Genomic DNA, 13,742 nt, shown 5'->3' on the forward strand with positions numbered 1-13,742 from the left:
TCGGGTTTTAGTGCCGAAATATACTGAAATAAACTTTTATAAAGGATAAGATCACTGCAATAAATTTATTGACTGCTATCGACTGTTTATAATGTATTTTCCAGTTATTTTTTTAATGGATCTGAAATTTCCATATACATTTCTTTTTCTAGCTCTTCGTCTAATTTTTCAAAAAATAACATCTCGGCATAAAATTGCCAATCGAAGTTCAAAGATTGATTTGCTAGATGTACATGGTGATCCTGATCTAGAATATAATTTTCCGGTTTATTGAGTATTCTAGTTTTTCGATATACATTTTCTAGCTCTTTTCTAAGGGAATTAAATCCTGACTTCAATTCCTTTAGTTTTTCGGAAGAGGCAATAATTTCATCTTGATTTTTTGCACTGTCATACTCCGCTAATGTCAATAATATTTTAGGACTATACTGGGCTAATTTATTTACCTGCTCGTATACTTGTAAATTATAATCGTTTCTAAGGGCCTTAGATCTAGCTGCGGTGATCTTTTTTGCAATACTGTCTGTTAATTCTATATACTGAGCTGCTTTTTCCAGTCGGTCTTCATTAGCAATACTCCATGCTCCTTTATCGTTAATGTTTGGGAAGTCCATAAGACCGTCTTCCATAGGGTTTTGCATGGTTTTTAAATAGTTGCGTTTGTTGCCTTTTAATAAGGCATTTTTCCAAAACGCTACTGGTTCTTCCAAATCGCTTATAAAAGCATTTTCAGTTGCTGCTAGGGGGTAACCATATTCTCTTTGCCTAAAGGCAGATTTTATCTCTTCGTTACTGCGTTTATCTCCCGTCCATGAATATTCGGCAAAGGCTAAAATTCCACGCATATACAATTCAAAGTGAGGGGAGTCATCATCCCAAAGTGTTAATAATAAACCTTTGGAACCACTTTCTATAGAGCTAACAGCAAAGGATCTAATATTGTCCATATTACTGTCGTTTTGTGGCATTAATACCCATCGTGTCTGGCCAGCGGTAGCACCCATAACTTCCATTCCATGATCCGTAAACCATTGCATGGCTTTTATATTGCCTGGAGCTTGGGGAGTTTCGTAATTCCATCGCATATAAATACAGTTCTTTGGAAAATCATCCAAAAAGGCAAGTAGTTTATGTTCGTTCTCTTCCCAAACCTTTTCTACTTCTTCTTCGGTCATTTCTGGCTTAAACATAGGAGCGTACACGTCTGCCTGTAATAAGGGCATGTCGTCCCAGAATATTGGAGTCCTATTATGCTCTTCAGCAAATTTAGATACCTTGTCTAACCAGATTAACTGAAGTTTTAAAGCAGGTTCTTTACTGTCTCTTCCTGTAGTATGTACCTCGTCTCCCCCTACATGAAGGTATTTTCCATGAGGAAAGGCCTCCATAGCGTCTAAATATAAGTCAAACTGAACCTCATAAGTTTTGGGGTCTAAAGGGTTAAAAGCCCAATCACTATTTGGGTTGTCACGTAAGTCGTGATATTCTGGATGCTTTAAAATAAAGGAAGCGTGACCAAGACCTTGTACTAGCGGACTAATCTCTATATTTCGCTCTTTAGCGTAATCACTAATTTTCCTCCATTCTTCAATGCTTAGAGCATCCTCGGAGGCGATAGTAGGTTGTCGTTTAAATTTTAATTTATCTTCTATTTCTAAGATTATTCCGTTTACCTTATAACTAGCAAGTTTGTTCATTAAACCGTAGTAATAATCCGTTTTTTCCAAGTGATGCTTTACATCTATATGTACGGCCCTATAAGATAGTTTTGGGTAATCTGTAATTTCACATAAGGGTAGATTTACTTTTTGATCCTTGGCATCTTCATATAACTGCTCTAGGGTAGCAAAAGCATAAAAAAGTCCGGCTTCATCCTTTGCTTTAATATCTATAGATTCTTTTGCTATAGAAAGGGTATAGCCTTCAGAGGGTATATCCATAGCGGCATCTATTTGGTAGTTGAGATGCGATTTCCCCTTGTTATCGTCTTCTTTTAAAGGTAGAATGCCACGGGTAAGTATGGGTAACGTTTCTTGGTTAAGGCCTGCATGCGCTATCTCCATGGATGGAGAAAAAGTGCTTACTCCAGTGATGTTGAATTCTTGTGGTTGTGGTAGTAATTTAAATTCGCCCATTTTTTGCTCTTGAGAAGAACAGGCGAATAGCAAAATAGTAAAGGATAAAAGAAATAGAAATGAGGTGTTTTTCATGGTTTTAAAATAGGGTGATTATTCGTTGTTTTTTTATCATAATTTCCAATCATGGAACGCGTATGAAAGAAAAACCTTAAATATATAGAATAAAACAAAAGGTAATAGATAAGGGGGCTATAATAGCGTATTATGTTTCAGGTTTAACAAAGTTGCCCCCTAACGTTTAAACGCCAAATTGCTCTAGATGATGGTTAAGGTGTTTGTAAAAGAGATTGTTCCATTCTGACTTAGATAATTTTCCAAAAGAATGTGATTCTTTTTGATGAAAATATTCTTCTCCTAGTTTCTGGGTTTTTATAAGGTATTCCGTTAATCGGCTTTTTTCTTTTTCAAAATCTCTTTCATCAGCTATTATAAACGCTGGAGCCGTCCTGCTATTTTTCTTGTATGGCTTTTCATTGACTACGGTTTGCTTTACAAATAGCTTTAGCATTAACTTCATCAATCCGTTGGGCTGAGGATGTTTGTCTGTGTACACCATTTCATAAGGTACGTTGCAATGGGCTAGCATTTGTGCTACGTTCATCTTACCCCATTTTGGAGCTGTGGTTGGGGTTAGCCTATTTACTCTACTTATGATTTCTTCTGTAACTTTAGAATCAAATATATTCTTCATGATACTTTGGTATTGACGTCCTTATCTGGATAGGATGATCCATAAATGAATTGGATGTAAATATAGTTTAATTTGAATTGAGCCGATTTAGGTGAAAATAACTATTGCTAGAATATTCTATCTATTGAATGTTCATTTCCCCCACTTTATATACGAGGAGCTTATAATTTTCTTGAAAGATTTACTCGATAATCGAGATTTAAATGCTCCGAGGCTGTCTTGCCCGAATCTTCCAGGCAGGCCTCGAAATCAATCCGTTTTTTTCTTTTAATTCCTTGTGGGCTTGCCCCGAGGTAGTTTACTTTAAATTTATCCATTTTCCTGTCCGGGCACTTTCTTTAGCAGCTTCCAAAATTTCTACTACCAACATATTATTCTCTAGCGCTGGGAGATCGTGGTCCTGTAGAATAATCTCGTTATTTATAACCGCTACTAATAAGCTGAAGGGATCTTTATACGGATTGCTAAGTGGTTTTAGTCGCTCCTTTTGTTCAGACTTGTCGTTTTTATATCTAAATCTCATGTCAGTGCTATTGTCACTAATAAGGTACCCTGTATTACCATACACCTCCATGTCTTTTCTAGAAAAAGGCCAATTCCAGGAAGCTTGAATTATACCTTGCATTTTTGGATATCGCAAAATAATAGTAGCCTCATCATCTACCTTCGGATATATTTCGGGTTTCATGGTTTGGGTCAATGCCATTACTGCTTCCGGTTTTTCGCCTTTTGTGAGCCAAGTAATTAAATTGGCTCCGTAACAACCGAAGTCTGTTAAGGCCCCTGCACCGTTTAATTTTGGATCGGTAAGCCATTTTAAAAACTCTTTGCTTACCCCAATCTCTTTAGGGCCTTCATGGCCGTCATGAACCACAATTTTACGCAAATCCCCAATTTTATTGGATTGAACCATCTCATTCACCTTATGGTTAGAAGCATACCAAGTTGTTTCATAGTTGGTGAGGAGATGAATATTATGTTTTTCGGCTAGCGACTTCATTTTTAAAGCGTGATCCATACTAACTGCCAAAGGCTTCTCTACCATTACATGGATTCCTTTAGGAGCACAGGCTTCTACCACGGAGAGGTGATCATAAATACTGCCAAATGCGGCAACAGCTTGTGGCTTTACTTGGGTGATCATCTCCTCCAAAGTGTTAAATACTAGGTCCATAGAAAATCCATAGTGTTTTGCATGTCTTGCCACTAGCTCTTTATTGGGTTCTACAATCCCAACAATCTCTATATCCCCTAAATCAGGCCTGCTCAGGATCCAATGAACATGGTCATGGGAGAGTCCGGCTACTCCAAGCTTAAGTGGTTCCCTTGAGGACTGACCAATTATGGACATTGGGTTTAGATAAAGTAGTATTACAAGAATATTAAAGCTAAAAAGCTTAGAAATTTTCATAGTACAATGCATTATCCTATCAGTCGTTTTATCCATTTTAGTTTGCTTTTGGTATGGGGGTGATATTTTAGATTCGGTTCTATCCATGTAGCTTTGTCTAATATTCCTTTATAATGTGAGAATGCCCTAAACCCATGCTCTCCATGGTAAGCTCCTATACCACTATCTCCAACCCCACCAAAGCCTAAATTACTGTTGGCAATATGCATCACGGCATCGTTAACAGCACCTCCGCCAAAGGAAATCTGATCTAATACTTTTTGTTTTGCCTCACTATCTTTCGTAAACACATAGCAGGCCAAGGGTTTTGGTCGCTCTTTTATTTTGGCAATAATAGCATCAAGTTCATCATATTCGATAACCGGAAGTATTGGTCCAAAAATTTCGTCCTCCATCACCTCGTGGTCAAAAGTTATATCGGTTAAAATGGTAGGTTCTATAATTCGGGTATCAGTGTTGTATTTCCCTCCAGTGTATATCTTATCGGCATCTATCAAAGAAATTAGTCGCGTTACGTTGGCATCATTTATAATTTGCACATAGTTATCCTCCTCCACTAAGAACTTGGATTCTTCTATTTCCTGTTTTGCCATTTCTAAAAATTGATCTTTTATAGATCGATGAACTACAACATAGTCTGGGGCGATACAGGTCTGACCAGCATTTAGGAATTTCCCCCAAATTAACCGCTTTACCGTGATCTTAAGATCGCAATTTTCAGTGATTATAGCAGGACTCTTACCTCCTAGTTCTAGGGTTACGGGAGTAAGATTTTTTGCAGCGGCCTGATACACAATTTTACCTACGGGAATGCTTCCAGTAAAGAATATCTTATCAAATTTTTGATTTAAAAGTGCTGTTGTTTCTGGAACACCACCTTCCACAACCTTAAAGAAATTTGGGTTAAAATTCTCGTTAATCAGCTTGGCCATGGCATTACTGGTATTTATGGGAAGCTCGCTTGGTTTTAACACAACCGTATTTCCGGCGGCAATGGCAGCTATTGCAGGGGCAAGGGATAGTTGATACGGATAATTCCATGCGCCAATAATTAAACTTACTCCCAAGGGTTCAGGAATAATATACGATCTTGCGGGAAGATTGGCTAAATTGGTCCTAACCCGCTTTTTCTTAGACCATTTTGAAACGTTCTTTATAGCTTCTTTAATATCGTGATAAAGCAGGCTGATTTCTGTCGTATAGTTTTCAAAGACCGATTTTTTAAAGTCCTTGTAAATAGCCTCATGAAGAGCATCTTCATTTTCTCTAAGTACAGACTCTAACTTTCTTAATTGAGTAATCCTAAATGCTACCTCTTTGGTAGTATTAGATTGGAAGAACTCCCTTTGAAGGTTTACTGCTTCTTGTATATTATCCATAATAATTGGTCTGGTTGTTTTATATCTATTGCACCATGAAAAGGGCGTTCACAAAAAAAAGCTTCCCATTCTCCCAAAAGCCTCGGAATAAAGGATTGTCTACCATATAGATAACCTGTCCCTTTCCGTGGTTTTCTACTCCAAAAACTAGTGTTTCCTGTATTTCTTTTAATGCCTCACTTCCCGCAAAACCAGAAACAGGAGAACTATCTTTTTCTAAATAGGCCACACTACCTGTATCTAACTTTTCATAGGCTGCTTTCCCAAGCTTAAGTGAAAAATAATGATCGGGATACCCATATGCTAAAGGGTGTGTTGGGTCTACCTTGGTTTTAAAAATAGCCCCAGTGATAGTGTTTTTTATGTATTCTCTTTCAGAATCGTCATGTAGAGGATAATTTTCTAAGCTATCCTTCTCAATTTTCTTTTCCTTTATTGCAAAACCTTTTTTACCACTTATACCTTTTATGGCCCCTTGCATAGCTATTATTTTTCCGCCTTTTAGGACAAACTGCTTTAAACTAGCCAGTTTTGAGTCATTAAAAAAGTTGCCATACCATCCATTAGGTAGAATTAGTACATCGTATTCGGATAGGTTAACACTACTGTAGTATTTAGAATCTAAAATTGTTACCGGGTAATTCAATTGTTGCTCAAAGAAATGCCAGATTTCACCAAATTGCAATGTGCTTGTAGGATCTCCAGATAAAATGGCAATCTTGGAGTCGGTGATCATAGGTACAGAGCTAGAACCAAAATCTTTTCCTTTTTCTACAAAACCAGATTCGGTAGCGGTAAGCTTAATTTGATGCTTTTTTGAAACAGCTTCTAATGAAGTTACAAAAGTCTTGTGGTTCTTATTATCGGCTGTAGTGATGATTAAACTCCCTCGATTAAACGCCTTTCCATTCACGGTAAACGGATGGTTGGCATAACGGATTCGTATATTTTGTTTTATAAGTTCCGATAAAAATCGAGCGTCCTTCATACTGGTCCAATCTGCAATATAGGCGTAAGCATTTTTAGGCAAGTCATTAGAGGTGTTCCAAGAGTCTGAAGAGTGATCCTTAGAGCCTATCTTTATCAATGTTTTTGAGGCTATCGCATCTAAACCGTAAGCATAGGGTAAAGACCAAGCAGTAATGTCATAGGTAAGAGAATCGCTTAATTTGGTTTTAGGTTCCATAAGTACTTTTGCCATGGTTCCTTTAGGTTGGTCTGTAGAGACTACCATATTTTTGGATGAGGTTTTTTTAGAGGTTGTTTTTCCTGAACCGTAATCATATCCTTTAACAGAACTATTTTCTGCCCAACCATAATTAATTTCGTGTAATTGTAATAAGTTGCCCAAGGCTTCTAATTTGTCAGGATCTCCGCTTAGTACGTAGCTCTTATATTCGAAATCATTATTTTGAAAGAATTTTTTAAACTCCTTATTTAATAGGGCTGTATTTTGGGAAGCTATCTCTACAGTAGAGAGGCCAGTTGTTAAATGATGTGATATACGGTCCTTTAAGGTAAGGGTGTCGCCAATACTAGTTTTTATTGCCAATCCGGCGCGGCCACTACCGCCTTGCTCATAGGTCATTCCAATGCTACCGTTGTAAGTAGGGTAGGTGTCACCATAACTAGGATAGAGTAGGTCAAAAATCTCTTTGGTGAAATAAAACCAACCCTTAGCGTCGAAATATTTTGCGTTATTTTTCCCGATAACCTTTTGGAAATTGCGTTGAAAATCGGTGACTACCTCATGATAGGGTTCGGCAGCAGGAGCAAAGAAATAGGGGTTGTCTACACCCTGTTCATGAAAATCTACATGAATATGTGGGAGCCATTGGTTGTATATTTTGATACGTTGCTGACTTTCTACTTGGGTTAACCATGCCCAATCTCTATTTAAATCGAACATGTAGTGATTAGGTCTCCCGTTTAACCATTCTTCGTGATGCTCTTTGCTGTTTGGATCTACGTTGTGGGGAGTGTTTTTGTTTTGGTAATACCAATTAACATATCTATCGCGTCCATCCGGATTAATACAAGGATCTATAATTACTACAGTGTCTTCCAAAAAATCAGACTTTTCGGTTAATAATTCATAAATGGTTTGCATGGAGGTCTCTGTACTAACACTTTCGTTGCCGTGTACATTATAACTAAGCCACACAATGGCTTTTGTTGGTAACTCTCTGCCTTTAGTGTTGTTTATATGTGCTTCTCTAATAGACTCCAGATTGCTAATATTTTCTGAACTAGAAACATAAGCTAATATTAATGGCCTTTGCTCATTAGTTACTCCATATTCTATTAATTGCACACGGTCTGGAGCATTGGAAGCAAGGTGGTTGTAGTAATCTACTACTCTGTGATGCCTTGTAAAGGCCGTGCCTAATTCATATCCCAGAAATTGAGAGGGCGATTTAATTTCTTGGGCAATTGCTACTGCAGTAATCAAAAACAGTATAGAGAATAGTAATCTTTTCATTTAGAATTAAATTTATTGCTAGTAATCAAATCTAAGGAATAATGCTGATATTATTATCTTGGTATAAGGATATAGCTAGATATGTGAATTTCATGGCAGTGGCAAACTCAAATTCCTACATTAAAATGGGAAATTAAACTTCTTAACGTATTTTTAGGACGTGAAAAAAGGGGTAACCCCTATCTTTACCTAAGAAATTACCAATATTTTATGGACATCAAAGGCATACCCTTTAAAAAAACCGGTTATTTTTCTGACTTAATATGTGATTATTTGGAGGGGATTCCAGCGTTGGATCCCTTTTATAATAGAAAGCCTCAGCTGGCCGAATTTAAGGAGCAAATTAAGGAGAAATCTAGTTTTTCCTCTGCAAACAGACAGGTATTGTCTGCCGTGCTAAAAGAGCAATATCAAAACATCAAAACCTCCAGTACAACAGAAACCAATATTTTACTGTTAAAGGAAAAGTCGACTTATACCGTTGTTACGGGGCATCAATTAAATTTATATACAGGTCCTCTGTACTTTTTATATAAGATTATTACCACTATTAATCTTACAAAAAAACTAAAGCGTGAATTTCCAGAAAATGATTTTGTCCCTATTTATTGGATGGCGACCGAAGATCACGATTTTGAAGAAATTAATTTCTTTAATTTCAGAGGGAAAAAACTTCAATGGAACAAACAAGCTTCGGGAGCAGTTGGCTCTTTAGATACAGATGGCTTACAAGCAATATGTGATGCTTTTTCTAATGAAATAGGGAAAAGTATAAACGCCAACAAGCTTAAACAATGGTTTGAAAAAGCCTATTTAGAGCATAACTCTTTGGGTGAAGCCACCCGATATCTTGCTAATGAGCTTTTTGGTGAATATGGACTGGTGATTTTAGATGGGAATGATCCGCAACTAAAAAGCCTCCTAATTCCGTATGTAGAAAAGGATCTTTTGGAACAAACCTCCCATAAAATGGTAGATAAGACCATTGTTGGATTAGAGGAATTAAAAGGAAATTATGGAATTCAGGTTAACCCTAGAGAAATTAATTACTTTTATTTGATAGATGGGGTGCGCGAGAGAATTTTAGAGCAAGACGGGAAGTATTTTGTTAACGACACTAAAATCCGATTTACAAAAGAGGAGATTCTAAAGGAATTGATGGATCATCCGGAAAGATTTTCACCTAATGTTCTCACTAGACCCTTATATCAAGAAGTTATACTTCCTAATCTATGTTATATTGGAGGAGGAGGTGAACTGGCTTATTGGTTACAGCTAAAAGCCATGTTTAACGAAATGGAGGTGCCTTTTCCAATGCTTTTACTTCGTAATTCTGCCTTGGTGATTACGCAAAAGCAATATGAGAAATTGGATAAAATGAATATCTCCATTGCAGACTTATTTTTAGATCAAAGCAGTTTTATCAATAAGAAAATTCGGGAAATTTCTAATATAGATATCGATTTTACCCCTCAAAAAGAGCATTTAATAGAACAATTTAAAGGTCTTTATGAATTGGCAAAAATTACAGATGCATCATTCTTAGGAGCAGTAAAAGCTCAGGAAGTGAAGCAGCTTAATGGGTTAGATCATCTAGAGAAACGACTATTACGTGCACAAAAAAGAAAATTAGAGGATCAGGTGTTGCGAATGACCGAAATTCAAAATCAGCTTTTCCCTAATAGGTCCCTGCAAGAGCGCAACCTTAATTTCTCAGAACTCTATTTGGAATATGGTGAGCGGTTGATTCCTTCTTTAATAGAAGCGCTCGATCCTTTGGCGGGAGACTTTACTATTATAATGATGGATTAGTTAAAGACTACTTCACAACTCATTTAAGACTAACAATTAATTAGGATTTTATTCTTTTAAAATATTGCAGATTATGTCCATGCACAAAGTAGATTTTGAAATGGTAGAAATGACTTTAGATGTCATGAAATATGCCATAGGTCGACTAACACACCCTTCCCCGGAATTGGGAAAACCAAAAAACGAAGCAGAACTAAAGGCTTTGGTAGGGGAAACAATTACGCCCTTAGGAATTGGAGGGGAAAAGGCATTTAATTTGTTTAAAGATGTATTAATAAAGGCTACTGTGCCAATAGATCACCCTCGGCATTTGGCATTTGTGCCAGCATCTCCTACCAAGGCTGCGGTGATGTTTGACCTTGTTACTTCGGCTTCCAGTATTCACGGTGCCTATTGGATGGAAGGGGCTGGCGGAATTTTCTGTGAGAATGAGGCTATGAAGTGGTTGGTGTCATTAACTGGCTTACCAGAAGGAGCGTTCGGAGTTTTTACTAGTGGAGGAACAGCTGCCAATCTTTCGGCTATGGTAACAGCAAGAGAATTTTGGAGGAAGGATCCTAGTAATAGAGGCAAAAAAGGAATAGTAATTACGTCTAGTGGAGCTCATTCTTCGGTAAAAGCAATGGCTAAGGTTATAGATTGCGATGTGCTATTGGTAGAAACAGAAGAGGAAATGACCTCTAAGGCGCTTAAAGAAAAAATAACAAGTTTAGATCCGCAAGAGCGTCAACGTTTATTTGCTGTGGTGGCAACAGGCGGTACTACCAATGCGGGGATTATAGATGATCTTTTTGGAATTGGAGACCTTTGCCAGGAGGAAAATCTTTGGTTTCATGTAGATGCAGCCTATGGAGGAGGAGCATTGGCCTCTAAAACGGCTAGGTCACTTTTTAAGGGGTTGGAGAAAGCTGATAGTATTACTATTGATCCTCATAAATGGCTTTTTTCACCTTATGATTGTGGCGCAATTCTATATAGAGAACCAGAGCTAGCCAAGGAAGCGCATTCCCAAGAAGGTTCTTACTTGGAGATTTTTAATGATGACGGTGCTCGCGGTTTTAATCCTTCTGACTATCAGATTCAGCTTACTCGTAGGGTTAGAGGTTTACCATTGTGGTTCTCCTTGGCAATGCACGGTACAGATAAATATTCTTGGGCAGTGGATAGGGGAATAGAATTGGCGAATTTAGCTGGAGAACTAATCACCAAGAATCCATTAGTTGAATTGGTGAGGGAGCCTAGTCTTTCCTGTGTGGTTTTTAGGAGGTTAGGGTGGTCTTCGGAGGACTATACTAAATGGACCTATAAAAATCAACGCGAAGGTTTTGCTTTGGTGACTCCTACTAAATTTAAAGTTCAAGGAGAGTATGAAACGGTAGCTCGTTTTTGTTTTATTAATCCCGCGACTACTGAAGAGGATATAAGTATGATCTTAGCTTCTATGGAGTAAAACTGCAATTAGAAGATTAGTAATTAAGGGACCAGAAATTCGCTCTCCCATTCGCTCTCCACCTTGGAAAATCGGACTCGGGTATGGTTAGGGCGACCCAATTTTAGGTACTCCATTTTATGAGGGAAGATCTCTACAATGCAGAAGTGATTGTCTTCGGAAAGGTATTCTAGCTTGTCGGGGTCGTTTATAATGGTCCCTGGGGATTTACTAGTGGTATATTCTTTTTTGGAAAAATCTGGAATTGAACTCCAATGCACTTCCTTGGTAGTTGTATCGGAATTATAAGTGGCTATTCCTTCTATTCTTAATTGGAGTAGTTTTTCTGGGTGATAAAAGATAAGGCTTACCTTTTTGTTTTCTTTTATGTGGGTTATCTTTTTAGAGCGTTTGTCAGTGTAGAAAGTAATCTTTAAATCCTTATCTACATCGCGCATTACCACGGTTCGCAATCGGGCTACATGATCTAATCCAACCGTTGCAAAAGTAAAGAATCTAAAAGGATGGCCTTTTTCTTTGGGACCCCGTTGTAATTCCTGTCTAATCTCTTCTAAATAAACCTTACCCATGATGCATAATTATTAGATAAATAAAGGTAAAAAGAAATATTGAAGTGAGGTGGTTTTGGAACGTTATAACTATAAATAACCATTGTCTCTAAAGGTCTTCTTAGGAAGCTGTATTAACAAGCCTCAATATTTTCCTAGTTATATTGTTATAATTAATCTATAGAGATGTAAATTAAATGGGTATTTTTGGGCCGGATTTATGAAGTAATTCATAAATATCCTTTAAACATGTTTTTCAAAAATTTTCAATTTACTATTTTTGCCCATGCAAAATAACGTCCTCATTTTAGATTTTGGTTCCCAGTATACGCAACTCATTGCCAGAAGGGTTAGGGAACTTAATATTTTCTGCGAAATTAAACCATATAATAAGTTACCTGAAGATTTATCGGTCTACAAAGCGGTAATCCTTTCTGGGTCACCATTTTCTATTCGCGCCGAAGATGCTCCGCATCCAGATCTTTCGCAAATAAAAGGTAAGAAGCCACTCTTAGCAATTTGTTATGGTGCTCAATACTTGGCACATTTCAATGGCGGGAATGTTTCTCCTTCTAGTACTAGGGAGTATGGTAGAGCTAAGCTTTCATTTATTGAAAATAATGAACCTTTCTTTAATGGAATTGCTGAAGGGAGTCAGGTATGGATGAGCCATAGTGATACTATAAAAGAATTGCCTACAGGCGCTACTAGATTGGCGAGCACACCAGATGTAGAGAATGCTGCATATAAAATAAATGGCGAAGATACCTATGCAATTCAATTCCACCCAGAAGTGTATCACACTACAGACGGGAAGCAATTATTGGAGAACTTTCTTGTGCATATTGCCGGATTAGCGCAAACTTGGACGCCCGACTCTTTTGTAGATTCAACAGTAGCTGAGCTTAAGAATAAAATAGGGAACGAAAAAGTAATCCTTGGACTTTCTGGGGGAGTAGATTCTACGGTAGCAGCTGTGCTCTTGCATAAGGCTATTGGGAAAAACCTTCACTGTATTTTCGTAAATAACGGATTACTTCGTAAAAACGAATTCCAAGCTGTGCTAGATCAGTATCATGGGATGGGGTTAAATGTAAAAGGAGTTGACGCTTCGGCACGCTTTTTGGATAATCTGGAAGGGGAGAGCGACCCAGAAACTAAAAGGAAAACCATAGGAAGGGTATTTATTGAGGTTTTTGATGACGAATCCCATAAGGTGGAAGATGCTAAATGGTTAGGACAGGGTACAATTTATCCCGATGTGATAGAATCAGTTTCCGCTACAGGAGGACCTTCTGCAACTATTAAAAGCCACCATAATGTTGGTGGATTGCCAGACTATATGAAGTTGAAAGTAGTTGAGCCCTTGAGGATGTTATTTAAGGATGAGGTGAGAAGAGTAGGTGCTAGTTTAGGAATAGATAAAGAACTGTTGGGAAGACATCCTTTCCCAGGTCCAGGACTAGCTATTCGTATCCTAGGTGATATTACTCGTGAGAAAGTAGAAATTCTTCAAGAGGTTGATGCAATCTTTATTAACGGTCTTAAAGAATGGGGACTTTATGATAAGGTATGGCAGGCAGGAGCAATACTCTTACCAGTAAATAGTGTTGGAGTAATGGGTGATGAACGTACTTATGAAAAGTGTGTAGCTCTTAGAGCTGTTGAAAGTACAGACGGAATGACAGCAGATTGGGTGAATTTGCCTTATGAGTTTTTACAAAAAACTTCTAACGATATTATCAATAAGGTGCGTGGAGTGAATAGAGTGGTGTACGATATCAGTTCTAAACCACCAGCAACTATTGAGTGGGAATAGAAGGTTGTACAG

At 37.7% G+C, this 13,742-nt stretch carries 9 protein-coding genes; 3 read left to right on the top strand and 6 right to left on the bottom strand.

Going from position 1 to position 13,742, the window contains the following annotated elements; translation table 11 throughout:
- Positions 1–104: 104 nt before the first annotated feature.
- From H344_RS0106875 to H344_RS0106900, 5 genes are all read right to left on the bottom strand, one after another.
- On the bottom strand, positions 105–2,210 hold the full coding sequence (locus H344_RS0106875) for a glycoside hydrolase family 20 zincin-like fold domain-containing protein (RefSeq protein ID WP_026809641.1): 2,106 nt from the start codon (positions 2,208–2,210) through the stop codon (positions 105–107).
- Between the two features lie 166 nt (positions 2,211–2,376).
- Complete coding sequence (locus H344_RS0106880) at positions 2,377–2,829, bottom strand: DUF1569 domain-containing protein (protein ID WP_026809642.1); 453 nt, start codon at positions 2,827–2,829, stop codon at positions 2,377–2,379.
- Between the two features lie 298 nt (positions 2,830–3,127).
- Positions 3,128–4,240 carry a Gfo/Idh/MocA family protein gene (locus tag H344_RS0106890; protein WP_026809643.1) on the bottom strand — a complete coding sequence of 371 codons (1,113 nt, stop codon included), beginning with the start codon at positions 4,238–4,240 and terminating at the stop codon, positions 3,128–3,130.
- Positions 4,241–4,251: 11 nt separating this feature from the next.
- Positions 4,252–5,619 carry an aldehyde dehydrogenase gene (locus H344_RS0106895; protein ID WP_026809644.1) on the bottom strand — a complete coding sequence of 456 codons (1,368 nt, stop codon included), beginning with the start codon at positions 5,617–5,619 and terminating at the stop codon, positions 4,252–4,254.
- Between the two features lie 25 nt (positions 5,620–5,644).
- On the bottom strand, positions 5,645–8,101 hold the full coding sequence (locus H344_RS0106900) for a M14 family metallopeptidase (RefSeq protein ID WP_026809645.1): 2,457 nt from the start codon (positions 8,099–8,101) through the stop codon (positions 5,645–5,647).
- Positions 8,102–8,311: 210 nt separating this feature from the next.
- Here H344_RS0106900 and bshC point away from each other — a divergent pair, with 210 nt between their 5' ends.
- Positions 8,312–9,913, top strand: coding sequence for a bacillithiol biosynthesis cysteine-adding enzyme BshC (gene bshC, locus H344_RS0106905; protein WP_026809646.1), 1,602 nt, complete (start codon positions 8,312–8,314; stop codon positions 9,911–9,913).
- Positions 9,914–9,992: 79 nt separating this feature from the next.
- Positions 9,993–11,363 (top strand): pyridoxal phosphate-dependent decarboxylase family protein, encoded by a 1,371-nt coding sequence (locus H344_RS0106910; protein ID WP_026809647.1) that lies wholly within the window; start codon positions 9,993–9,995, stop codon positions 11,361–11,363.
- A gap of 23 nt (positions 11,364–11,386) precedes the next feature.
- Here the strand turns inward: H344_RS0106910 and H344_RS0106915 are convergent, their stop codons facing one another.
- The gene (locus tag H344_RS0106915; protein ID WP_026809648.1) at positions 11,387–11,932 is read right to left on the bottom strand and encodes a pyridoxamine 5'-phosphate oxidase family protein; all 546 of its coding nucleotides are present in this window, start codon (positions 11,930–11,932) and stop codon (positions 11,387–11,389) included.
- A 265-nt stretch (positions 11,933–12,197) separates the two neighbouring features.
- On the opposite strand from H344_RS0106915, the gene guaA reads away from it, so the two are divergent.
- Entirely contained in the window at positions 12,198–13,730 is a 1,533-nt protein-coding gene (gene guaA / locus H344_RS0106920; protein WP_026809649.1) for a glutamine-hydrolyzing GMP synthase, read from the top strand.
- The last annotated feature ends 12 nt before the right edge of the window (positions 13,731–13,742 follow it).

It is taken from the genome of Arenibacter latericius DSM 15913 (assembly GCF_000424985.1).
In the GTDB taxonomy this organism is placed as follows: Bacteria; Bacteroidota; Bacteroidia; order Flavobacteriales; family Flavobacteriaceae; genus Arenibacter; species Arenibacter latericius.

Bases quoted from the DNA above. Each gene is read 5' to 3' on its own strand.
- H344_RS0106875 (WP_026809641.1), bottom strand. From the start codon at position 2,210: ATGAAAAACACCTCATTTCTATTTCTTTTATCCTTTACTATTTTGCTA.
- H344_RS0106880 (WP_026809642.1), bottom strand. From the start codon at position 2,829: ATGAAGAATATATTTGATTCTAAAGTTACAGAAGAAATCATAAGTAGA.
- H344_RS0106890 (WP_026809643.1), bottom strand. From the start codon at position 4,240: ATGAAAATTTCTAAGCTTTTTAGCTTTAATATTCTTGTAATACTACTT.
- H344_RS0106895 (WP_026809644.1), bottom strand. From the start codon at position 5,619: ATGGATAATATACAAGAAGCAGTAAACCTTCAAAGGGAGTTCTTCCAA.
- H344_RS0106900 (WP_026809645.1), bottom strand. From the start codon at position 8,101: ATGAAAAGATTACTATTCTCTATACTGTTTTTGATTACTGCAGTAGCA.
- bshC (WP_026809646.1), top strand. From the start codon at position 8,312: ATGGACATCAAAGGCATACCCTTTAAAAAAACCGGTTATTTTTCTGAC.
- H344_RS0106910 (WP_026809647.1), top strand. From the start codon at position 9,993: ATGCACAAAGTAGATTTTGAAATGGTAGAAATGACTTTAGATGTCATG.
- H344_RS0106915 (WP_026809648.1), bottom strand. From the start codon at position 11,932: ATGGGTAAGGTTTATTTAGAAGAGATTAGACAGGAATTACAACGGGGT.
- guaA (WP_026809649.1), top strand. From the start codon at position 12,198: ATGCAAAATAACGTCCTCATTTTAGATTTTGGTTCCCAGTATACGCAA.